Annotated in this window: 27 protein-coding genes, 1 pseudogene and 1 CRISPR repeat array; of the genes and pseudogenes, 3 read left to right on the forward strand and 25 right to left on the reverse strand. The window is 35.0% G+C overall.

The features are described 5' to 3' along the window. Window positions 1-10: 10 nt before the first annotated feature. The 15 genes and pseudogenes from gpJ to DKK70_RS10095 form a co-directional block, all read right to left on the reverse strand. Window positions 11-3,295, reverse strand: a complete 3,285-nt coding sequence (gene gpJ / locus DKK70_RS10025; RefSeq protein WP_110433874.1) for a TipJ family phage tail tip protein — start codon at window positions 3,293-3,295, stop codon at window positions 11-13. After that, entirely contained in the window at window positions 3,288-3,845 is a 558-nt protein-coding gene (locus DKK70_RS10030) for a tail assembly protein (protein WP_110433875.1), read from the reverse strand. Before DKK70_RS10030 ends, gpJ begins: the two co-directional genes overlap by 8 nt. Continuing rightward, a complete protein-coding gene (locus DKK70_RS10035; RefSeq protein WP_110433876.1) occupies window positions 3,788-4,510 on the reverse strand; it encodes a C40 family peptidase in 723 nt (240 codons plus the stop codon). Before DKK70_RS10035 ends, DKK70_RS10030 begins: the two co-directional genes overlap by 58 nt. A gap of 59 nt (window positions 4,511-4,569) precedes the next feature. Continuing rightward, on the reverse strand, window positions 4,570-5,274 hold the full coding sequence (locus tag DKK70_RS10040) for a phage minor tail protein L (RefSeq protein WP_219999753.1): 705 nt from the start codon (window positions 5,272-5,274) through the stop codon (window positions 4,570-4,572). Next, complete coding sequence (locus tag DKK70_RS10045; RefSeq protein ID WP_110433877.1) at window positions 5,271-5,600, reverse strand: phage tail protein; 330 nt, start codon at window positions 5,598-5,600, stop codon at window positions 5,271-5,273. Before DKK70_RS10045 ends, DKK70_RS10040 begins: the two co-directional genes overlap by 4 nt. Before the next feature lie 157 nt (window positions 5,601-5,757). Then, window positions 5,758-6,255, reverse strand: coding sequence for a hypothetical protein (locus tag DKK70_RS10050; RefSeq protein WP_110433878.1), 498 nt, complete (start codon window positions 6,253-6,255; stop codon window positions 5,758-5,760). Window positions 6,256-6,423: 168 nt separating this feature from the next. Further along, window positions 6,424-6,757: direct repeats of the CRISPR family, unit length 29 nt; unit sequence CGGTTTATCCCTGTGTATACAGGGAACAC. Window positions 6,758-7,322: 565 nt separating this feature from the next. Beyond that, window positions 7,323-7,877: a hypothetical protein gene (locus DKK70_RS10055; protein ID WP_110433879.1), complete on the reverse strand. Its 555-nt coding sequence runs from the start codon at window positions 7,875-7,877 to the stop codon at window positions 7,323-7,325. Window positions 7,878-7,935: 58 nt separating this feature from the next. Continuing rightward, window positions 7,936-11,244 carry a tape measure protein gene (locus DKK70_RS10060; protein ID WP_110433880.1) on the reverse strand — a complete coding sequence of 1,103 codons (3,309 nt, stop codon included), beginning with the start codon at window positions 11,242-11,244 and terminating at the stop codon, window positions 7,936-7,938. 1 nt (window position 11,245) lies between these two features. Continuing rightward, window positions 11,246-11,446, reverse strand: a pseudogene (locus tag DKK70_RS17625) (phage tail assembly protein T); the annotation flags it as partial. Between the two features lie 92 nt (window positions 11,447-11,538). Continuing rightward, entirely contained in the window at window positions 11,539-11,922 is a 384-nt protein-coding gene (locus tag DKK70_RS10070) for a phage tail assembly chaperone (protein ID WP_110433881.1), read from the reverse strand. 20 nt (window positions 11,923-11,942) lie between these two features. Then, window positions 11,943-12,413 carry a phage tail tube protein gene (locus tag DKK70_RS10075; RefSeq protein WP_110433882.1) on the reverse strand — a complete coding sequence of 157 codons (471 nt, stop codon included), beginning with the start codon at window positions 12,411-12,413 and terminating at the stop codon, window positions 11,943-11,945. A gap of 287 nt (window positions 12,414-12,700) precedes the next feature. Next, the gene (lysC, locus tag DKK70_RS17780) at window positions 12,701-12,940 is read right to left on the reverse strand and encodes an Rz1-like lysis system protein LysC (protein WP_445972080.1); all 240 of its coding nucleotides are present in this window, start codon (window positions 12,938-12,940) and stop codon (window positions 12,701-12,703) included. Beyond that, a complete protein-coding gene (locus DKK70_RS10085; RefSeq protein WP_110433883.1) occupies window positions 12,837-13,205 on the reverse strand; it encodes a DUF2570 domain-containing protein in 369 nt (122 codons plus the stop codon). The genes lysC (DKK70_RS17780) and DKK70_RS10085 overlap by 104 nt, the downstream gene beginning before the upstream one ends. Next, window positions 13,205-13,645, reverse strand: coding sequence for a D-Ala-D-Ala carboxypeptidase family metallohydrolase (locus DKK70_RS10090; protein WP_110433884.1), 441 nt, complete (start codon window positions 13,643-13,645; stop codon window positions 13,205-13,207). The genes DKK70_RS10085 and DKK70_RS10090 overlap by 1 nt, the downstream gene beginning before the upstream one ends. After that, on the reverse strand, window positions 13,645-13,953 hold the full coding sequence (locus DKK70_RS10095) for a phage holin family protein (RefSeq protein WP_110433885.1): 309 nt from the start codon (window positions 13,951-13,953) through the stop codon (window positions 13,645-13,647). Before DKK70_RS10095 ends, DKK70_RS10090 begins: the two co-directional genes overlap by 1 nt. Window positions 13,954-15,129: 1,176 nt before the next feature. On the opposite strand from DKK70_RS10095, the gene DKK70_RS10105 reads away from it, so the two are divergent. After that, on the forward strand, window positions 15,130-15,318 hold the full coding sequence (locus DKK70_RS10105; RefSeq protein ID WP_110433886.1) for a ribbon-helix-helix protein, CopG family: 189 nt from the start codon (window positions 15,130-15,132) through the stop codon (window positions 15,316-15,318). Here the strand turns inward: DKK70_RS10105 and DKK70_RS10110 are convergent. The 4 genes from DKK70_RS10110 to DKK70_RS16820 form a co-directional block, all read right to left on the reverse strand. Beyond that, on the reverse strand, window positions 15,313-15,531 hold the full coding sequence (locus DKK70_RS10110) for a hypothetical protein (RefSeq protein ID WP_110433887.1): 219 nt from the start codon (window positions 15,529-15,531) through the stop codon (window positions 15,313-15,315). The two genes, DKK70_RS10105 and DKK70_RS10110, sit on opposite strands and share 6 nt — an antisense overlap. A 624-nt stretch (window positions 15,532-16,155) precedes the next feature. Then, window positions 16,156-17,946 carry an SGNH/GDSL hydrolase family protein gene (locus DKK70_RS10115; RefSeq protein WP_110433888.1) on the reverse strand — a complete coding sequence of 597 codons (1,791 nt, stop codon included), beginning with the start codon at window positions 17,944-17,946 and terminating at the stop codon, window positions 16,156-16,158. A 317-nt stretch (window positions 17,947-18,263) separates the two neighbouring features. Then, window positions 18,264-18,437: a tail fiber assembly protein gene (locus tag DKK70_RS17630; protein WP_181415984.1), complete on the reverse strand. Its 174-nt coding sequence runs from the start codon at window positions 18,435-18,437 to the stop codon at window positions 18,264-18,266. Continuing rightward, complete coding sequence (locus tag DKK70_RS16820; protein ID WP_181415985.1) at window positions 18,434-18,583, reverse strand: hypothetical protein; 150 nt, start codon at window positions 18,581-18,583, stop codon at window positions 18,434-18,436. The genes DKK70_RS17630 and DKK70_RS16820 overlap by 4 nt, the downstream gene beginning before the upstream one ends. 170 nt (window positions 18,584-18,753) lie before the next feature. On the opposite strand from DKK70_RS16820, the gene DKK70_RS16825 reads away from it, so the two are divergent. Beyond that, window positions 18,754-18,894 (forward strand): hypothetical protein, encoded by a 141-nt coding sequence (locus DKK70_RS16825; protein WP_181415986.1) that lies wholly within the window; start codon window positions 18,754-18,756, stop codon window positions 18,892-18,894. Window positions 18,895-18,965: 71 nt separating this feature from the next. On the opposite strand, the gene DKK70_RS17635 is transcribed toward DKK70_RS16825, so the two are convergent. The 4 genes from DKK70_RS17635 to lysC (DKK70_RS17785) all read right to left on the reverse strand — a co-directional run bounded on the left by DKK70_RS17635 (window position 18,966) and on the right by lysC (DKK70_RS17785) (window position 21,624). Then, entirely contained in the window at window positions 18,966-19,085 is a 120-nt protein-coding gene (locus tag DKK70_RS17635; protein WP_219999754.1) for a terminase small subunit, read from the reverse strand. A gap of 64 nt (window positions 19,086-19,149) precedes the next feature. Further along, entirely contained in the window at window positions 19,150-19,323 is a 174-nt protein-coding gene (locus DKK70_RS16605) for a fumarate hydratase (protein WP_146210868.1), read from the reverse strand. A 112-nt stretch (window positions 19,324-19,435) separates the two neighbouring features. Further along, window positions 19,436-21,466 carry a phosphodiester glycosidase family protein gene (locus DKK70_RS10135; RefSeq protein WP_110433891.1) on the reverse strand — a complete coding sequence of 677 codons (2,031 nt, stop codon included), beginning with the start codon at window positions 21,464-21,466 and terminating at the stop codon, window positions 19,436-19,438. Next, window positions 21,463-21,624, reverse strand: a complete 162-nt coding sequence (gene lysC, locus DKK70_RS17785) for an Rz1-like lysis system protein LysC (protein WP_445972079.1) — start codon at window positions 21,622-21,624, stop codon at window positions 21,463-21,465. The genes DKK70_RS10135 and lysC (DKK70_RS17785) overlap by 4 nt, the downstream gene beginning before the upstream one ends. Before the next feature lie 350 nt (window positions 21,625-21,974). On the opposite strand from lysC (DKK70_RS17785), the gene DKK70_RS10140 reads away from it, so the two are divergent. After that, window positions 21,975-22,163, forward strand: a complete 189-nt coding sequence (locus DKK70_RS10140) for a ribbon-helix-helix protein, CopG family (RefSeq protein WP_110433892.1) — start codon at window positions 21,975-21,977, stop codon at window positions 22,161-22,163. Here DKK70_RS10140 and DKK70_RS10145 read toward each other — a convergent pair. Continuing rightward, the gene (locus tag DKK70_RS10145; RefSeq protein WP_110433893.1) at window positions 22,158-22,376 is read right to left on the reverse strand and encodes a hypothetical protein; all 219 of its coding nucleotides are present in this window, start codon (window positions 22,374-22,376) and stop codon (window positions 22,158-22,160) included. The genes DKK70_RS10140 and DKK70_RS10145 overlap by 6 nt on opposite strands. A 115-nt stretch (window positions 22,377-22,491) precedes the next feature. Beyond that, complete coding sequence (locus DKK70_RS10150; protein ID WP_110433894.1) at window positions 22,492-23,100, reverse strand: hypothetical protein; 609 nt, start codon at window positions 23,098-23,100, stop codon at window positions 22,492-22,494. Window positions 23,101-23,448: the final 348 nt, after the last annotated feature.

A 23,448-nucleotide genomic window follows, 5' to 3' on the forward strand; every position in this document is an offset into this window, starting at 1 on the left:
TATTAATCGTTTAGTCAGGTAGAAAACCGTTTGAGTTTTTCATTAGAAAAACTAGGGAGTTAAAAGATAATGTATATTTAATTGAAACCGAAGCAGGTTTATTAATAGTTAATGATATTTTAACTCGCTCACCATTGGAAAATGGAGGAATAGGTAAAATTAAATTACGAAATCCCACCCCTTTTATGTAAAATTTATTAACTTCATAGGGGTATTGATCATTAAATAAAAAACGCATACTCCCACGAATATTTTCAAAGTCAGATCCCAATCCCATTACCCCTCCGACAACTTTAATTTCTTCGATAAAACATAATTTTTGCCACTCTCCAGATGCTTCTATGTTCATTACATGAACGTTTTGGTTTGGGTTTGTCTCTACAATCCTAATCTCTTTCTTGAAAAGTTTTGCTGAAAGAACGTTACCCCTTATTTGATTAACATCCAAAGTACCTCTTATTTGACAATTTTTGTTAATGATTACATTATTTAGTTCTCCAGAATTAGCATAAATATTTCCTGAGATATTGGCTTTACGAGCATTGACGGTGCCATCAGGCAGTAACTCAAATACTGGAGGTGTCCCTGCGCTTATTACACTACCGGCAACCATTTTCCCGCCCGTTATTAGCGGCGCTTTGATTTCTGTACCAGCAATTAATCTATCACCTCGCATTGTACCCGTTGCAATTAAATCGCCATCAATGAACATTTTTGGCTCTATCCACTGTGCACCGTTGTATAGCCTAGCTTCTGAGTGCGAAACTTTACCGTCAGAGGCTAGTGAGTAAATGATTAATGTCGTATCACGAGCGGGATAAAAGCCAAATTCACGATAAAACATCTGCGTTGCATTATCATTAGCAGGAAATTTACCATCACCTGTTTGAATTCTAAATAGACCACCTGCGCCATTTTCTGCAACTAATGTTCGAGTGTTAGCAATAAACATTTCTGAACGCCCAACAACATTAACCGCATTTACACCATACCAATATTCGGTATCTGGGGTGCAGTCAACATCTGTTAATGACATGGCGCGACCCAAGTAGTTGGTCTGTGCCTCGACTTCTGCTTTGGTGGTGCCTTTATAAAATTCAAACTGAGTACCTAAGCTAGATGTTGCTGTCATAACTGGGCGAACTGCAATATTAAATGCACTTGGCGTTAATACTAATCCTGAAGGTTTTGCTGGTGGTAATATTGAAAATGCGATAGTTCTTTCATCACCTAATCGCCCGTCTTCTCCCACTCCTCTGACTGTTGCATTGAATTTACCTTGTTGCAAGTCTGATAGGTAATATTCAGTATTATTAACAGTTTCACGACTAATTAGTTTATCATCACGATAGATTTTTACTTCGAATCTCAAGTTTTGAATCGTGCGAGGTGTAGACCATGATAATCGTGCTTGATATAGATCAGATTCAGGGATAATTTCAGTCTGCAGCTGCTCTACAGGCGGAATTAACCAACTAAAAATAGAACCGCTTTCCTCTTCAAATTTAGCGCCGTTATCAACAATTTCTTCTTTCCTAGTTTCATGTTCTAGCGCAGTGATAGAGTAAGTGCCATCACTGTTTTCTGTAATGGAAAGAGCTTTGAATAATCGTGGCTTGATTTTATTGTCATATAGTCCCCAAACAGAATAATCATCAACACTAACACTATTTACCAAAACAAGCTGATTGGGTTTGACTTGTGCTTGAATTTTAATTTTATGTAGTTGCATATTGGTATCAGTTACACTTAAATACGCATTTTTCATATTTTTAATGTCAATATCACGGTCTAACTTAATAGTACTACCATTTGCCTCTAAAATTCGTCCACCGATAGTCGTACCTGCAAAATCATTATCAGTAATACCAATAATATCCCCAGGCAAATGTCTAATACCTTCACGTCCTACATTGAATGTAACGGTTTGTGTCTCTAATTTTTCGGTTTGAATTAGCCATTTCCCAACTCTATGTGCCTGCCCTCTCGATGTACAGCCAAATGCATCGACTTGAGCAACATTCAACCCGAATCGTTTAATTAACTCATCATCAGCAACGTATTCGGTTGTGGTCTCCCAGTTATTATTGGGGTCAATATAACGTACGTGCACAGCTGTATGCCGTGATTTTTGCGCGGCTGACGTGTAGTTGAACTGACCATCGACAACGTTCGCATTTGAATAAATCGCCACAGGGTCACTTGGTCTATCCATAACGGCTGTATATTGTGTACCGTCCCAAATCGGCATCGCCCGAAATATCGAGCATAAATCATGAATAACCTCATACGCCTGTCGTTGCTCGGTAATATAGCAATTACAGGTAAATCTTGGCTCTTTGCCACCGAAACCGTCATCGACTAACTGATCACAATATTGAGAAATGGTATATAACGCAAATTTATCGACACCGAATTGACTGATGCGATTCCCCATACCGTAACGTGTGTTGGTCAAAATATCGTAAAATATCCAAGCTGGGTTATTTGTCCAAGCAAGCTTGAAATTTCCTGACCAAAAACCTTTATATTCTCTCGTCTCAGGGTCGTAATTGTCAGGCACTTTAACTATCATACCTTTGATTAAATAGTTTCGGCGAGGTACACCACTAAATTGCGATGAATCGAATTTTAGTCCAACTACCGCAGTATTTGGATATGAAAATTTGGTATCATAAATTTCTGTGTACGAACTCCACAGCGTATTATTAGCTAATAATGATGACGTGCTATCTTGCGTTCTGCGCACTACTCGAATGTTAAACGGTTTCGGAGGTAAATCATATAAAATAACCGATGTTAAATACTGTGAGCGGGTTTTTTTATCGATTAAATCAACAGTTTTTACCGTTTCCCACATGTGGCCCGTACCGATTTGAATTGCCATTGACACCGATGTTCGGTTAATGTTGCCTTTTTTGTCCGTTGAGCTTAATGACTGTACACCAACTGTAACCCGAACTCTGTCAATATTGGGGTCGGTAATGGTTCGTACAATCGGGGTTGATGCCTTTACCTCAAGATTAACAGGCACTTCGTTTTCCGTTGCTAGAAAACTCTCAAGCGGTGCTTGTGACTGAACGCCAGCCGTCCATTCGACTTCAACTCCCTTGAAGTTGTATGAACCGTTTGGTGCTTGAATTGGCGTATCGTTTAAAAAAACGCTTTGTAGGCCATTCACTGGTCCTTCTATCTGTCCTTCACACAACAAATCAATAATACTCAGTTGCTGATTTGATTTTAAGTTATCTTGCGCCTCTGTGGGCGTTTTAGCCTTTTTTTTACCTTTACCCATCTATTGTTTCCAACCCCTGTGATAAAACTTTAGAGCCTATTTTTGTTAATCCGTAGCAAAGTGGTACTGGTGCACCCTGTGCTATCGTGTTGTCCAGATTAGAAAAAGAGGTGTTTTTATTAGTACCGCCATCGGCTAATTTCTCGGTTTTGGGTAGCTTGGTTAGCATCATGGCTACACCACCGATCATTAAGCCCACACCTGTTGCCATCAATGGATAACCCATTGGCGTCCAGTAAAAAATAGCCCCAACAACAAACATTACAGCACCTGCGATAAAGCTGAATGCCCCACCTTTTGCACCTTCTGTTTTGGGTACAATATGAATCACGGCATTTTGAGGAATTCGGCTATGCAACCCAAACTGTAAATTGCCCTCATTCATATCTACACCATTAATTCGTACGCGAAAAAAACCGTTCATAATTTGCTTTTTTAAGCCTTTTATCTGACAATACAAACCATTTAATGCTTCTGCTGCTGTTTCAACGTTCATATTGAACTTATCGCCATATTGTTTAAGATCGCCATAAAGCCGAATTTTTGCCATTTTTTATGTCTCCATATTGAATGCGTATAGTCCATCCAAAAACCGCCGTACATATCTCGTTTAGATAGACGATTTGGACAGTGATGTAAGATTTGTTGGTTGCCAATGTAGATGGCTGCATGGTTAGGTGTTGATGAGCCTAGACAAATGATGATGATATCGCCTTCTTGCAGTTCTTGCGCATCAACTTGCACAAACCCGTTTTGGGGCAGTAAATCTAGATAGAGGTTTTGACCGTTGTGCCACCAATCGTCCTGACGTTCATAGTCAGGTAGTTCAATACCAGCAAGCATATAGGCGTCACGTACTATTGTTAGGCAATCGATTTTTCCGTGTTGAAACTCTCGACCTAATAATGGTTTTATATATCTAAATTTATGAATTTGGTTATCACATAGCAGCCACCAATCTAAACCTGTAAACTGTTGATAAATTTGATCAGCCTCACTAAGAATTGGCTCACCGTCAGGATGAGAATGTACAACTGCTGTAATCTCACCCTTCTCTTCAGCTTTTATCCAATCATCGGGGGATATTTCAAATGTTTTTGTCGGTGTTGCTGATATATTGTTGCATGGCATATAGATTTTATTATCAATAACAAAACCGCAGCATTCAGCCTCACCGCATTGTTTAGCATGATTGAGTATCTCTTTTTTCATTATTTAACCTGATTTTTAGGTATATTTAAGGGGGAAATAGATTTGTAATTATTGAGTTTTGACTAGGATAATTTTGCAGCAGTAGGAAAACCACCAAATGGTAGAATACCGTATTGGCCATGACGAAGTTTACAACCAGTTAAACATCGGCTACATTTATCTTTAGTGATGTCGTTTGTTGGTTTGTCGAACTCATCCGCTACTGCACCGCCTGTATAACCACATTCCGACGAGCGATATATCCAATTGCAAGTGTTAGCAACAATGACACGAGCCGGAATTAATGCACCGTCGGACTCGCATGGCAATGCTAATTCAAATGTAACAACCATTGAATTTTGTTGTTTTACCTGCTCAATCACATAATTTGAGATAATTTCGCAAAACGGATCGGCATATTGATTACCGTTCTCAAAATTCACCGCATCTAGATATTTGACAGGCACTTCATGACGGGTGACAATTGCACCAAGTAAACCGTCAAAATCAGCAATTAGACCATTGATAAAGCCCATCGCATTACTAACACTCATTGTTGGACGGTTACTCACACCCTGTCCATTCTTTTCAAAACCTTCAACTTTTATGGGATAAGGTTCATAGATATTACATTGCCACGTTATCGGTCGTCTCAGCTCATTTAATCCATTGTGAAATCGAAATATAGTTTTGTTGCCGACAATTTTAGTTAAATCAACTTCATACAAATCAACAATCGCATCTTGTGCTATTTTAGTTATATCGAGTAGCATTTTTTGCGGTATCATACTACAACCTCCTCAAATGTTGCAGTAATTGATATTACTGTATGTTTAACATTTGTTGACCATGATGGACATTTAACTGTGATTAATCGATTGGTGTTTGGCTCTCGCCATTTGAAGGCATGAACACCACCATGCCGCGTTAGAAAGTCATCAATCATAGCAGCATCATCTCTAGGAACATTCAAACTTACGTCATATAAACGTAGATCGTTATTAATCCCATCTCTAACGCGTTGTTCGTAACCATCACCAAATTTGATAAGTTTGACCCTTGGTTCAGCTTTAACTGTTAAACCTGGAGCAAGCTCCCAACTGAATGTTTCCATATTTTCTCCAGACAATAAAAAACCGCCAACAGGCGGTATGTGTGAATTTTAATTGTGAATTTTTAGTTACCTATACGGTATAAATCAATGATGTATTGTCGTCCTCTAGATTTCTAAACGACCTACACGGCAATGCTCCCCTCTAGGTACAACTTTACTAGTTAAATTTTTTTATTTTCTCTAACAACGTTTCAAGTTCATTTACGTTTTTATTTACTAGGGTTTCCATGATTGCAATGGGTAATTTTGAAATACCCTCACTATGCGCCATCACATAGTCAGCAGTTACACTCATTATGTCATCTTGAGCGACTAAAACTAAACACACACCCGCAATTCTGGTTTCAGAGTGAATATTCTTGATATTTATTTCACCAGTCATGTCAATTATTGTTGCATAACTTTTGAACGCATCATCACCAAGGTTTTTATATTTTTCTATTAATTTGTATTTGTTTATATCTTCACGTGAAATTTTCCCGATAGTACTTTGGCTATTATCCTTTATGATTAATCCATTCATTTGTTGTGTGAAATAATAAGGGGTTGACTTGCATATGTCAGCTAAATATGTAGATATATCATTTTCGGTTAAATTCGAATTTGCGCTAACTAGAAAAGGGAAAAACAATAAACAAAACAAAATCCTTTTCATACTTTCCATCCTAATGTGTTCATTTTTTAAATGGTATGAAATTTCGACAGTTAAATCAATAAACTTTTAGTAATTCTTCTATTCGTTATTCTTTTTGTAACTGTGCACCTATTATCCCAGTACATAAAGGGTACACTAATAAACGCCGATTAGCTCCCTCATAAAAACCGGTTTATCCCTGTGTGTACAGGGAACACCTTTTCTAAAAATCGAATAATGTCATCTTTGTCGGTTTATCCCTGTGTATACAGGGAACACAAAACCATTTCTAATAAGATATTCGATTGTCTCGGTTTATCCCTGTGTATACAGGGAACACACTCTGGGGATGTGGGTTGATAAAAACTCGAACGGTTTATCCCTGTGTATACAGGGAACACATTAGTATTCTCATGGTTTGTGATACCTCTGCCGGTTTATCCCTGTGTATACAGGGAACACCTAGAGCTCCCATTTGAAATACTGATAAAACACGGTTTATCCCTGTGTATACAGGGAACACTTATTATAACTTATTGTTTATTAGTTAAAATACTAAGCGATAAATTTCCACCAACTTTTTTACTGTTTTTTTGCATGATTTTATTGAGATGTTTTTAGTGATTTATTATTAGCAAAATGACTCTATTTTTTAGGTTATTTGCTTATGTAACTTGGCTATAAGCGGGTATCTGATCAAGTAAGCGATTTGACGAACCACATTTGCACGCCCTGTAATTCTTTAATGGTGACATTTTAACGCTGACGATTCTATTTTTTCTCGCAAATCATTCAACGGATTGATAGCAGTGGCTAATGTTTGTTTACAAATACTAAACAACTGTAACTCAATAGGGTCAAAATTCATCTCTATTATTGATTAATCCCAGTGAATACAGGCAACACTGTTTTACGCCACTCGTCGCATCATAACTACGCCTTAAATTACTCAAAAGGAGATCTGGAGCACAAAACTGTAACGAGATAGCGAACGTATTCTCTCATATGGGTATTGTGTTAGACGCATTCCCGATCTTATGATCGGGAAATAAAAGTTGGAGATCTACAATTAATTTAGTTGGTTATATTTATCGTTTATACTCAAACTCTATATTCATTAAGGTTTTTATCTTGTCTATTAACGAATATTTTATCCCATGTTTATTCAATGTTAATTCAGCATAAATATAATCCAAGCTATCTTTTTTGTAATTATGTCCATCAATATCTATTTCTCCAATTTCATCAACTCTTGGTTCACGAGTGTTGTCAATATAATATTCGCATGAAGAATAACCGACTAAATCAACACCCATTCGGTTTTTGGATGAAAATTTAACCAAAGCAGTTGTGTTATAGAAATTTTTGGGATCATTATACTTTTCTTTTAATGATGAATATATTCGATTTCTTGAAAAGTAATTATCAATTCTATCTTGGCTCCAGTTTTTCTTACTAGTCAAGGATAATTCTAGAATTTTATACGACGATGGCGCCACCATACGTTCTTTAGTTGCAAAGGAACATCTTTGCTTCAAGTCATATAAAAAAACATCATCATAGCTAACACTTTCATGTACATATATTAAAAATGTTGATACTAATGTACCTACAACCAAAATTGATATGATAAACCATTTCATTCCATTCATCCTTATGTCACTAATATATAATGAATGGTATGAAATTTTAGTTATTAAATCAACGACGATTTAATTTACCACCAGGTCGCATTTGTTCGTCTAGTATTGATAACACTGATTGTTTTATCATTATACCGATTTCTTTGCCGTCTTCCTCGCTAATATCACCTCCGCCAACATTGACTGGTACATTTACAGTAATACTGCCGCCAGATGATTTAGATGCATCAAGGAAATTTTTTAAATCAGCATTTGTGCGCGCATCAACAACTCTCTCGCCTTTATCGAGTAACCAAGTTCCTTCGCGAGGAATACTATCGATACCACTATGCGCCATACCTGAAATGGTTTGAGCTGCAATCAATCCGACTGAAGCATAACCTAATCCTCTGATCCAACTTGCAGCGGAAATACCAAAAATAGGGCCAAGTTCAAGCGCTTTTGATGCTGCAACTTCTGTACTAATAATAGCTTGAGCAATAGCAGAAGCCTTACTAGCTAAAAACATCACTTTATATGCAGCTGATGATTCACCAGCTGTTTGTTTGAACATATCAGCAATTGAACCAGTTAGTGTTGAAAATGTACCTAACGCCGCCATTGTATATACAGATTGCAACTCTTGTTGCTTATTCTGCATAGTTTCCTCGATGCTCAAAACTGCGTCAGCATATTCTTGATGATTTATTAACTTAGCATTTAGCAAATCAGTTTGAATTGCTAACTGTTGTTGCTGCCAATCTTTGAGGTTTTTTTCATCTTCAGCAACTTTGATTAGCTCACTACCTGGTCCATTATAAGAATTTTGAATACTTAACGTAGGCGCTGATTGAACCATTTTTTGATTCATTTTTTTAAGCAACTCTTCACGTTCTTGCAAGGAAACGTTACTTTTTTCAAGAACTGACAGATTTTGTTTGTAACTATCAAATTGTTGTTCGGTAGGACTACGCATTGAATCAAGAATAGATTTGTATTCTTTTTGGGCATTAAGTTGATCAATCTCAATGGCTTTATTTTCTAAAGCTTTTTTTTGCTCACCAGATAATACTTTTAATTCACCCTCTGCTAATTGGCGTCGGATTTTTTGAAGTTCAGTGATATCTTTATAGGCATTAATTTGATCGTTAAGTTTTCCAAGTTGGGATTGATAAAGATTAGTTGGATTTTTATCCAAACTACTACGCTTTAGCTTCTCTTGTTCTTGATAAGACTTTCGTAACTTCTCAATGTACTCTTTCAATTTTTCAGCTAATTCATCTGACATTTCTGCTGATAGTTCCTGATTGGTCACTAAAGCAATAAGGTCTTCTGAATGTGCCAATGCTGCATTACCCGCTGCTTTTTGTAAACCGGCTAATATGTAAACCTGTTCCGCGGATAATCCTGTTTTTTGACTGTTTGTTTCTAGATCTTGGTTTAATATACGAAGTTGGTAACCGAGGTTTGGAAAATCTGCTACGTCAAGCTTTTTAAGACCTCCAGCCGTTTCCTCTGACGCTTTTTTAGTGGCATCTATCTTTATTTTGGTTTCTGCTAGTGCTGCTATATTTTGCAATAACGAGCCTGTTATTGTGTTAAGAAGGTTTGTGAACTGTTCTCCACCACCCGTTGCATTAATTAAACTTATACCTGCTTCATTAATTCCCTCTCCGAACTCTTTTGAGGTAATTTCCCCCTCTATAACTTTATTTTTTAACACCTCAATTTGATTAATATATTTAGCTATTGCATTTTCATTTTCTGGCGAGATGTACGGTGAAAAACTTGAATAATCAAATGACGGTATTAGCTCTGTTAATTTGTCAGTTAATATTTTTTTAATTTCTGATACGTCGCTATTAACAGCTTTTACATTGACTTTAATTTCCGCGTCAAGTCCTGCTCTAATGTTACCTTGACGTGCTTTATCAAGTTCTTTGTATTTTGCAATCAATTGATCAACAGGTAATTGTAGCTCTTCGATTGGTTTTTTAGCACTATTCGCGCCATCTCTCATTGAGAAAAAAGCTGTCCCAACAGCTATGGCTGTCATCGCTAATCCTAATGGGCCACCAAGTACTCCTAACAAGGTACTACCGGCACGAGTTAAAATAGTCATTGCGCTACTTGACAACTTAAGTCTCTCATTTGCTGCCCTAAGACCATTTTTAGCCTGCGTTTCCCTTTCAGTTAGAGCAATTTCTTGAGCTTCAAGTGCTAAGACAGCTCTTCGTACATATATGCTAGAACTAATACCGGAAATATTTTGCAATCTAGCAATTGCCGCCTGTTTGGTGCTTGCAATAGATTGTTTTTCAACTGCTATTTTTTGCAGCTCAGACTCAGCAAGATGTTTTTGAGCTAATGCTAGATTTCTGGTTTTATTAATTTGATCTACTATTTGAACTGAAACTTTTTTTAATGATGTATATGCACCATTTAGATAATTGCTAAATTTGGCCGATACAACTGCTGCTCCAGCAACGGAAACTAATCCAATATTATCAGCTAAAATTTTTAAAGCCTTCGATATATTATTAGTTAATCCAAGACTATTATTTAATTCGTTGACTAATTGTCCAAAATCATTAGATATTGCATTAAAGCCACCTTGAAGCGTATCACCCATGGCATCTGCCATTTTACCCGTTTTATCTTTGGCGTTAATCATCGCATCAGAAAGTTGACGCATTGAAATTTCACCAGACATACCGAGTTGGATAATGGTAGCTTCAGATTCTCCCATGGAGTCAGATAATGCAGTAGCAACATTAGATGTTGATGACAATATTGTTTTAAAATCATCACCGCTTACTTTACCCGTAAGCAGTGATTCATTAATTGCTTTTATACTTGTCGATACGTCAGTTGCTGATGTCGCATTTATTTTATAACTATTTGACATCGCCTCGATAAAATCGACCGTTTCATTAGTACTGTAACCTAAATCAGACATTGATGAAGCAGTCGCAATATATAACTTTTGGGAATCTGAAATCGCTTTACCATTTCTGTTACTTATTGCAAGTAACCTGTCTTGAACTAATTGATAATCATCAGCAGATCCACCAACTGAATCTATTGCCATTTTGACGCGATTGGCCATTTGCCCATAGTCATCGGCCATTTTCAAAATACCAGTAATTGAAAAATCAACTCCAAGTGTTTTGGTCATCTCGGAGGCTGAAATTTTTAACTTACTTAAATGCGCATTGATTGCTTGAATTGATTTCTTATTGTTAGCAATGTGTTGATCAAAACGCCGTGAATATTTCTCCATTGTTTTGTAATAATCATTACCAAGACGGGTTGCTCTTTTAATTTCTCGTTGATACGATTCTGAATTTGCACTGAGTCGTATCACCAATTCTCGCGGTATAGCCATATTATTTTCCAATTAAGTTAGATAATGCGTCGAATAAAGTGACTGGTTGCTTTTTCTCTTCTCTAAATTTAATTAAACAGTCGTCGAAAGAGACTTTTCCACCTTGTGAGCGGTATATAGATGAAGAAATTTGAGCTGCATGCCAGTCATTTCGCTCGTCACTGATAGGATTTAATTTATCAAATGCGACCCAGTAGTAAAATTCACTAGCTGAAAGTGATTGCTCAAGTTCAGCTAGTGTTTTACCAAGCCTTAATGCTAGCTTTAATTTAAAGAAAAGCTCTGGTTCATTTTCTACTTTTTTTCAGCCTCTTTGAGAGGATCGTTATTTAACTCTATCAATTCGAGGGCTTTATTCAGTACTCGAGTATGAACAGGACCATAACTTTCTACTAACGCCTCCATTTCTTTACTGTCATTACTATTGAAAATAAGATTACCGTTTTTATCAATTACGGTTGCAGCAAATAATAAAGTTTCAGCTTTGATATTAAGTAAGTCTTTTTCTTGCTCAGTTAATGAGTCATCTTTTGACGTTTTTTCAATGGATTTTACATAACGATAAAAATCAATATGTAACGGTTCTCGAACACAAATTGTTGTATTCCATTCTGCCACCTGAAACTCTTTAGTGCGAAAGCCTGAATTTTTAGCAGTGATAATTTTCTTTAAATTCATTATGATGTTTTCTCCACAAATTAATTAGCTGGAGTCGGTTCATTAAACACAAATGAGCCTTTTACTTTGAATGCGAATGAACCAGTTAAAATGCCATTCTTTTCACCTTTAAACTCAAAATTGGTAACACGCGCAATCCAGTCAACAGAACTACCATCCTCATGTTGGATTTTAAATGCGTAATTATTACCTGACTCATAGGATTCTCTTAAAGCTTTTTGACCATCATTTGCAATAACAAAATTAACGTTCATTGATACAGTTGGTTCAGCCGGTAATCCACTAATGGTTTCTTTGGTACGAGATGAAAGTGTTGAGACATCAATCTCTTCACCTTCTGGTGATGTCATGGAATAGTCGGTTACCGTACACTCTAAACTTAATTTTGGGGTGGTATCAGTGATGAATTTTGTTGAAGGATCTTTACTAATAAATACACCGATATCTCTAGTTTTGGTATATTCGCTTTGTGATTTTTGTACTTCAGTCATGTTAGTTTCTCCAAAAATAAAAAAAACCGCAATTAAGCGGCAAATAGGTTAATTTTTACTTACTGATTATTAAAGGTATAGCTCTTATGATGCTCGATAGAGTTATATATTTAATTCGTAGTTAGGGTGACTTTTAACATTGAAATGTTTCAATTGTTATTAGTATATTATTGCATCTATGTTTCCTATAGATTAAAAATCTATAAATATCATTATGCAAATCAAATAGTTAAATTATATAAACATGGTTTATTTGTATAGAGTAAAAGTTAAAAACTAAGCTCAATTTAATTGATTACGCTAATTATTTTTTTTATTGCCCTTTTATCTTGATTGCACATCTCAATAACATTCAAGAGATGCTCGTTATAGCTAACACTATCGCCGAATGTCATTTTTTGTGGTGGTAAATTTGCTATGCAATCACTGAGCAGATTTGCTGGAATTGGCTGATTCACGTAAACTTTTCGCTCGGTTGTACAGGCTACCAGAGATAGACATAGGCACGAACTGATTAGCGCAATCATTATATTTAAGTTGTTCATTGATCTGCTCCTGACGTGAAATAGATTGATTTTCTAGCTCACGTTTTGATTGTTCGTTAGCGGCAATAATCTGATTATTTCTCTCGATAGTTTGCTGTAATTGTTGCATCTGTGAAGATAATTCAGTCATTTTCTGTTTTGCTGTTTGTTCATCTTCAAAACATTGATAAGCAAAATAAATGCTAAAAATAACAATAATTAATAATATTATCGGAGACAGCTTATAAAGTAGTTTTAATTTATCCATCAGACTAACCCATTGACGTAAACTGTTTTACCGCCCTGTTTAACCGCAGTTAACACGATTTGGCGGTTATTGCTCGGACTAAATCCAATATGTACCCATTGGTTGTGCTCCTGGATTAATTTGTCAAACTGCACACCGGCATCAATCAAACGTTGGCAAATCTCTTTAGGCGTTCCGTATGAGCTATGAAAATCAACGGCAAGCCCTTTGGTGTGCGCGCTAGTTGGTGAACCGCCTACTTGAGTATTGAGTGCCGGACAACGATAGCCTGATGTGATAATAATCGGGAAACCTAAAACTTTTCTTACGCACTCCAATTTATTGGCAGTTAGCTTGATATTGGGCATTAATTGAACTGGTACAGAATTGTTTATTTTGGCTCTCTCGCCTGTGGTTGAGCGGGTAAATTCCTCAAGCGTAAAATGTTCGGTTAGTTGCATTAGTTATCTCCTTTGGCTTTTTTAATCAGTCTTTCTTCCAGCGCTTTAATCAGTGTTGCGCCCGACCAACCTGCTAACCCAGCTATACCGCCTGCTAGTTCAAAATCCCAGTTAAAATAACTAGCAGCAAGAACCACAAGAGAACCAGCAAAAGTTGATACACATATCTGACCTATCAACGTACCAACTCTGAATTTACCACCATTTATAACATGATAAGAATAGCTTGCTAATGAACCGAGCGAAGTAATAATAAATAGGTATACAACAACCGTCCAGTTGACGTTGTTTGGGTCTTTTATTGGCATGATAAAATCTTTATGTTAGTTAATAGAAATGACAGCGTGCTAGCTAAGCATTGGTTGGTTGTGTGTGTCTAGCGTTGCTGTCGATGCTGTAGCTCTTCACTAAGGTATCTAGTTTTGACTATGTCAAAAATTAGTAAAAGTGATGAGAGAAACTTTATTTAAAATAGATAATTAGCGAAAATATAGTGTCTACCATGAATTAAAATTAAGGTTAATTGTCTATAAACAAGCATAAAAAAACCGCAATTAAGCGGTTAATCTAGCATTTTGAATTAGTTATTTTTCCCTAAAAAAATAATCAATTACAAATTGTATCGTTAAGTTAGTTATAACTCTTTTATAATTAAGATTTTAAATGTAAACAAATTGATGCATTATCTTTTCTTTATTAGAGAGTCATAGAAAAAAAGTGCTAAAAATTCAAAAAATGCAGCATCGCCACTATAAAAGAGGTAGTGATAATCAGTTAAATTATTGAGCCTCTATTCCGAAAAATAGATATAAAAGAACAGATTGATAACAAAATAAATCATCAAAAAAACAATTACATATTGTTAATCTTTTCATTTTATTTTTATTTAAAAATATATTCTCACCTTCAAAAGATAAGTACTTATCCCATCTCTTAAATTGATTATACGGTATTCAATATTTGAAAATATTACTCAACGCGAAAAAATAGAGCGCTAACTTTCAATATCTCGATTCAGTTAGATTTATTTGCTATATAATCGATAACTCTTTTATAGAATCTTAGACTAAATTTATATTAAATCTTTAGTTAAAATAATCCCTAACTGGAATTATAAAGTTAACTAGATAATTTTTAGCATTATTTAAGTTTTACGAATACAGTTATAAAAATTATACAAAAGATGAGCAAGGTAATTTTTTAAGAAATCTATTTCATTAACAACTAAAAATAATTAAATTATTTTTGATTAAGCGTTTGAGCTTTATTATAAGTTAACTCACAATGATAACCATCAATAGAACGCTGATAAGCTACTATCGACCTAATACTAGGACTTAAAGAGAAGTAAAATAACAGGTAAAATACGCATTTTAATTCTGCTACTTTGATAAGCTCGCCAATATTCAATAGTAGAAATAAAATATAAATCATTGAATAAAATTAAAAAAAGATTGTATATTTAAAAAATCAAGGTGAATAGTATGGCGTTAACTAGAACTGAAATTAATGAGCGTAGTAACGAAAAACGTGGTATAAAAAATAAAGCATTTAAATTAAATATAAACGATATAGCAATGATTAAACAAACTGCTATAGATTTAAATATGTCAGAAGCAAAACTAGTAGTAGAAGCTATTAAATTCTATAAAGACAATAAAAAAGCCTCATAAGAGGCTTTCTTGGTAATTCAATATTGAACGTTGTTCTTGTAGAGTGATTTCATTTAGATGTTTTCTTGGGTTACCACACATCCAACAAGAACAAGCTGCGGGTGTTACTACATGTCTTTTTAGAGCCTTTCTTGAAGTAGCACCATAAAAGTCATTCTTTCTATTATCTAAACATCGTTTAATCTGATGTCGTCTATATGCTCTTGTTCTCATATTTTTCTAATTAACTAACAAGTTAGATAATAAAAAAGCTCTTTTTTAGAGCTTTATATACAACTATTCCATTCTGTGTGCTTTATACCACACCTCTCTTAAGAAATCAACTTTTTTATAAAAATTTATTTTTTAACATCTCTAATTCAATTCCGGATCTGCTTTTTATTGCGGCAAACTACCCTGTTAAAAAATCCTCACCACTTTTTTGAGTTTATCAATTGCATTCCAATTGGTTTTAAATTTTTTGGCAATATCAACAGTGGTAATGGTTTAACCATGTAGAGTTTCTCCTCTCTGATACCTCGGGCAATTTTTTAAAAATTGGCAAATCATCAAAACCTTGCGCTTGTCTTTTCCTTCCGCTTTAACACAGCCAGCCACAGCTATATAGTCAGTAACCTCTTGTTTTTTTCACCCAATAATAGAGTATCAAGGTATTATATATATCTTTGGATTGAGGCATTTTCAGCGATAAGATAGTCAGATGTAGGCATCTGCATTGGTAAAATTTGAATTTTCGTGTACTTGTTAATGGCGTCGCCTACAAGATTAAAAATAAAAAACAACCAATTGATTAGTAGGGTTAAAAAATAAAATAAAAATACCGTAAAAAATACTGTTTTATTTATTGGTATACCAACATTCAAATCGAGTAATTTCAACGCGCATCGTTTTAGCCTCACCTTTATCGATTCTTCGGTAAACATTGCCCGCAACACCTGAGGTAACAGGCTCTACGTTAGGTAAAACTCTCTCAAATGACATTGTTGCGATTGCACCTTCGCTTTCTATTTGTATATTCGCGTAACCTCGATTGTCAATGAATGACGTTAAACTTACACTATACCGCGAGTCCGATTTTTTAATATTTAGATAGCCCACTTTTTCATAGCGATTAACATTATTTAAAGTATCAAATGTATGTATATATATTGATATGTATCCAGAGAAAAAATACAACATAATGCCGTTAATGGTGTTCTTATATCTACCAGGTGCTTGACATAAGAACACACCCGAACCGTCATCGAAAAGCCCTTCTAGTATAATATGAGTATTTTTATCTCGAGTGAACAGTTGTACAACGTTCTCTCCGTATCTATCGTAAATATCTGATGTGCGGCAAAAACTAGTTTCTATAAATGGTTCATCAGCCGGTGCAACTAGGTCTTGCTGATCCCTAAACGTTCTATAATTTTTTAGCAAATCTTTAGTTGTAAGTTTAGCTTGATAGTTCACAATAAAATCAAAATGACCAAAGAACACACTATTTGTCAGGCTCATATCTCCTATTAATTGAATTCTATTTAGCCCATATTTCAGATCTTTAATGTATTCTGGGGTATCCACCGCCGAGTACTCACCATACCACAACATCGAACCTACGATTTTTGATTCACTATTACCCGTTAGCACATCCGTTACTTTAATGCTCGATGTTCTGGCATCCCCCAACATCCGGCGGTAAACAATGGAAGCGTTAGGATGCTCACACCAAACCCAAATATCGAGCAGTACTTTGTTTTTGCAATCAAATTTTTGGGGATTAACATAAGGATTAACACCATATTTACAACTTGTTGTCGTAGATGAAGTATTAACACCTATAGGTGAATTACCCCTATCATCTAAAAAGTGTACGCTTTCATACGTGTTGCTGTCGTTAATTTTAACAATGCGATTATAAAATAGATTGGCAATCCAGCATGCCTGAAACGAATGTCCCAAATCCAACCAGTGTGTATTATCTGGTTGGAGATCTGCGTAGTTATACTCATTTGTATTTGACATCCACTTTTTCATCTCGGCGTCTAGGTCTAACAAGGGAATATTTCGAGTACACGCAATGTATCTTTTCATACTATTTATGCGTTCGATCTTAAAGGGTTTGCTATCCATATCCCCCGTTGATTTTAAACGGACAACGTTGCACGTCAATATAATAGGTAAGGCGCCAATCTTTTCTATTTTATCAATTAATAAATTTGTTTGCTGTAATGTATCCGCCAATAAGTCTCCTTTGTTATGACCAGCATCGTTAATGCCAAATCCAAACATTACAATATCGACTTTGCCATAATGGGGATTATTAGTTATCGCATTTTCAAAATTTTGCACTGCCCAACCGTCATCCAGTCGTTTACCTGAATACCCCGCGTTATAAACATGGATATTGTCATTATTGTACATTGTCCGTAATATCGCTTGTAATATCACAGGCCAAGAATTTGGGGCATTATCGTTGTGATTTGTACCAAATTTATTTCGCGTCCATCCAGTAGTCGCATGCCCATCTGTTGTTGAATCACCATAACATGCGATTTTTACTGTTTGCCCCGCAGCCATCTGGGCAATCCAATAATTTAGTTTACCTTTGTTGTCGATTTCAAGTGGTGTGTTAAACTCTGACATTTTTACCTCGTTAGGATTTTATTATAGTACTTAATTTATTAATTATTTGAAAAATAAAGATAAAGAACAAATTAAATACCGTAAAATTTTTTGAATTTATTCGATCTGTTTCTCAATCTTTTTATATTAGAATAATGCCCGACGATTACGATTTAGAATTAGCAGGCGATAAGCTACATAATTAACAGTCACGACGATCATAACTACGTTTTCTATCAAAATGATGATGACATGTTTGATATCGCCGATTTTGTGATGTTGTCTGATGTTGTCTGATGTTGTTGAGTATTGAAGATTGAAGTTCGTTGCGATGATTGTTAACTCAATTCTGGTTTTGTTGGAAAAATAACATTGATATCCGATGCGTCTAATTTTTTTAGACTAATTCGATATAGTTTCCATTTTTTTAACATTGTTACATCTTTATCAGTCGCCTGGTCGAACTCTATTTTATCGATGAGTATATCTATTTCGTTGTTAGCTTCATTCAATAACGATTCTTTAATTTGCTGATTTTGAAAATTATTTGCTCGTCCGTAAACCCCATTGTTTCAGGATTAACAAGAACTAATTTACCATTTTCACATTTTAACTCTTTCCCCTTTTTATTAGCTTTAATAGCCATTTCATCTGCCATATTACATATTAACTGTAGTTTCGGTTTTCTCTTTAAATACCTGAACACTCACGTGTTTACTTAACAATTCAAGATTCTTGACTTTGTCTGGTATTTTATTTTTTTCATAAGTGCTTCCGTGTCCCCAATTCCGATAATGGCAATATCTAAACCTGATAATGTGGTCCTCTATGTTCTCGGCCATTCTTTCATGGGGAGGAAATCACCTGAATGAGCGAGGATGTCCAAGATGTCCATTTGGTCTATTTCAACTAATCGCTTTAGCACATAGTCAGCATCTATTTTGTTACGTTTATCGTGCTGTTGTTTAGGTTCTTAGATATAATTTTGAACTGAAGTTTTTTGAAGTAATTGGTAAGATAATTGTGCGGACGTCTTTTGACTATATCCTGCTGACTATATCCTGCTGACTATATCCTGCTCGGATTGCTGCTTGTGTCGTATTGAGATCTACTAAATAGCCACGACAAAACAGCTCATGTTTGTCGGTGAGCTTTGTCATATTTATACCTTTAGTTAATTTTTTAGATAATAAAAAACCGCCAGACGGCGGTTCGGTGAATTAATTACTCATGCCTTATAACAAACAGAGCTTCAGCAAAAGTCGCTAACATAAACCTTTCGGGCTTACTTTCTGCTTGGTCAATGATTCGTTGTAATTGCTCCTCTGCATCATCAGGAAGTGGCTCGGTATTAATCAGTTTAGTCGCTTGCTCAACTAATGAATCAAACTTATTCATTTAATGCCCTTATCTAACGCATTATTCATTGGCCTGTAACCATTCAGATAGTTGACTTGGGTGACCTATTTTTTTCTTATCACCCTTTTTCATAATCTTTCCTTTAATTAACTTAAATATACATGATTGCAGGTATTTTTCTTTCTCCTTCACCTAAACTAGGGTTATTTATAATTTTCCCTTTGTACCACAATGATGCACTACCACCGCCATCAAGATTAAACGCATGAATGCAACCAAGATCTTTCATTTTTCTAGCTACTTGCTCCATTGTACAACCAGCAAATCCAGATTTACCATCAACAGCAAGCAAAATATAACTTCCATCTTTTTTCTGTCCTAAACACATTCTAGCGGATAAATATCCAACCCAACCATTATAATCTAACAATTTATTTGGAACTGGATCATATACCTCACCATCTACAACAAGTGGGGCTCGAAATATTGCTGTTTGCCATGCGTTTTCAGCAATACTAGCTGAGGCAATCATCAAAGGGTTATTGGAACTATAACTAGGTGTTGAAAAATCGCGACATGTTAAGCTATTGTATCTATCAATGACAAGCATGCTGCGTGCCCACCAAAAGTTTTCTGTTCCATATGTATCATATACAGTTCCATTGACGACGATATCACCAAGTTTTTTACTTGGAACATGCCAAGCACTGCTATTCCATGCTAAGGTTGCATTATCAATAGATTTCATCCAGTCAGATAGTGTTTTAAAATCGTTAGTATTAGCTGCTTGTTGTATTTTTCGATAATCATTGACTCGAAATTCAATAAGGTATGAGGTTGCCTCATTTAGATCTGAATCATGCTCTTTTATAATTGGCTCTGAAATATAATCATTGATTGACGGTTTAATAATATTTAATTTTTGTTCATTATAAATATTTGTTACATCAGCAGAAGAATCATTTCTAATGGTTTTTATTTCTCCAGGGGCATAAAATTCATTGTTAAAGTATTGGCCATTTGTTACCTCTTTACTAAACCATAATAATCCTGTATTTGTTTGTGTAACGTCTGTGTAAAATTTATTATTAAAAACAGAAATACTATCAGTGTATTCAATTTTTATACCTGATGATAAACAATGAAAACTACAATCATGTATTCGCCAGAATTTACTTGGGTAGGTATTTCCTCTTGTTTGTGCATTTAAATTGGCATTACCAATAATAATTGCATAACCTGTTTTAACAGCTCGATCAAATACACAATTGAATAAATCAACATTAACACATCCGGTTGCCCTAATATTACAAGCTTTTTCGTTAGAAGTTAGATTTGAATTGTGAACTTTTACATCAGTACATGCCTCTAATTTTATAGTATCTGTTATGGTACTGGCTGTAATATTATTAATCATAAGACCATTACAAAAGTATGCTCTAATCCCGCCATGCTTTAACATCTCCTTATCACGCAATGAACCTGTAATAACCAAATTATCTAAAATTATTTTAGATAATCTTGCGGTACTCGTACCAATTAAAGATATACTAGAAGCGACACAATTTGCTATACGGGTATTGAGGATACGAATTTCACTAGCAGCAAATGACATTGTTGGTTCAATATAAATCCCATTTAGGAACTCTTGAAATTCACAATTGTCGATTAATACGTGATTAGCATTTAGAACAGTTAATCCATTGAATGCTCGACTCTTAATCGAAGTAAATTTACAACAACGAATAGAATATCCACTTGTTATCGTCCGCGATTGACCAATTTGCAGGCTCGAATGTAAAAAATTCACACCGTTTAACGCAACCGGAGTATAGATTTGTTCATTATCTTTTGGCGCAAGTTTCACTACCAGATTATTAAATGTTACATTTGAAACATTCATTCTACGCCCAATATAAAAAACCACATTAGGAGAAAGATCTCCATTGTCAGGAGCCTTAAAAGAAACAGCGCCTGTAGAAATAAATTCTCTTTTTAATTCAATATCTGACGAAATAGTATAAGTGCCGCTCGGGAATAATAAAATTCCACCATTTTTATACGTTTCATCAATTGCTTTAGTAATGGCTAAGGTGTCATCCTGTAGCCCATCCCCTACGGCTCCGAACTCTTTAACTGAAAAAATATTTGATTTTTTATCATACTCTTGCGATGAATTCATTTAATTATCTCCTTAATAGCCTTTTTAATTTGATTACACATTTCAATAACATTGAATAAATGCTCCTTGTATCTGATGCTATCGCCGAACGTCATTTTTTGTGGCGGTAAATTTGCTATGCAATTACTGAGCAGATTTGCTGGAATTGGCTGATTCACGTAGACTTTTCACTTGGTTGTACAGGCTACCAGAGATAGACATAGGCACGAACTGACTAGCACAGTCATTATTTTTGAGTTGTTCTTGGATCTGCTCCTGACGTGAAATAGATTGATTTTCTAGCTCACGTTTTGATTGTTCGTAGCGGCAATAATCTGATTATTTCACTCGATAGTTTGCTGTAATTGTTGCATCTGTGGAGATAATTCAGTCATTTTCTGTTTTGCAGTTTGTTCATCTTCAAAACATTGATAAGCTCGCCGGCATTCTATAGTAGTTTAAATTTTAGGTAACCTATTAAATAACCTTAAAAAAATGATTGTAGATTTAAAAAATCAAGGTGAATAACATGGCACTAACAAGAGTTCAAATTAATCAAAAAAGTGACGAAAAGCGAGGAGTTAAAACAAAAGGTTTTAAATTAAATATAAACGATATAGCAATGATTAAACAAACTGCTATAGATTTAAATATGTCGGAAGCAAAGCTAGTAGTAGAAGCTATTAAGTTCTATAAAGACAATAAAAAAGCCTCATAAGAGGCCTTCTTGGTAATTCAATATTGAACGTTGTTCTTGTAGAGTGATTTCATTTAGATGTTTTCTTGGGTTACCACACATCCAACAAGAACAAGCTGCGGGTGTTACTACATGCCTTTTTAGAGCCTTTCTTGAAGTAGCACCATAAAAGTCATTCTTTCTATTATCTAAACATCGTTTAATCTGATGTCGTCTATATGCTCTTGTTCTCATATTTTTCTAATTAACTAGCAAGTTAGATAATAAAAAAGCTCTTTTTCAGAGCTTTATATACAACTATTCCATTCTGTGTACTTTATACCACACCTCTCTTAAGAAATCAATTTTTTTATAAAAATTTATTTTTCAACATCTCTAATTCAATCCCGGAACTGCTTTTTATTGCGGCAAAATACCCTGTTAAAAAATCCTCACCACTTTTTTTCAGTTTATCAATTGCATTCCAATTGGTTTTAAATCTTTTGGCAATATCAACAATCGATAATGGTTTAACCATGTAGAGTTTCTCCTCTCTGATACCTCGGGCAATTTTTTTAGAATTTGGCAAATCATGAAAACCTTGCGCTTGTCTTTTCCATTCCTCTTTAACACAGCCATCCACAGCTATATAGTCAGTAACCTCTTGTTTTTCACCCCAATAATAGAGTATCAAGGTATTATATATATCTTTGGATTGAGGTATGTTCAAAGATAAGATAGCCAAAAGTGCATCGTTAATTAGCATTGCATCATTATCAGAACAGACTTCTTTAAGTTTTTTTGGCTGTGAATGGTAATATAATAGTGTATTTTGTTTTAAATAAAGGTTTTTTCTTGACCAATTGCCAAAACGCATACATACATCAGTAATATCATAATCAGCTTTAAATCTCACTTTTGCGATCGACTTATCCGCTGTTTTTGGTTTTTCATCTTCTTTATATTTATACTCTGTCACTATTTTCACCCTTAAAATTTTTCAAGTTCCTGACACTACTCTGTTTTTAATTCGATATTTAGTTCGCTTTTTAATTACTAGGAACGTAAATGGTTAAATATCAGCGATGATTGCTATTGTTACTCTTACGTCAGCTGTTCAATGTCCTTTTACTGCTGCGGATCAATCACCCCCACCTTTATTAATCACCATAAAATCAATAAATTATGCCTCCCTGTCAGCTTAAATGATTTTTAATTTCACAAACTTAAACCGTTATTCCATTTGCTCGCTGTGACTTTTTTAAATATTGGGAAAACTGGAAATCAATTCCGAGCATCCTCCCTGGCTATATTTGCTTCTCGCATA

The sequence above is a fragment of the Gilliamella apicola genome (genome assembly GCF_003202655.1).
Taxonomy (GTDB): domain Bacteria; phylum Pseudomonadota; class Gammaproteobacteria; order Enterobacterales; family Orbaceae; genus Gilliamella; species Gilliamella apicola_R.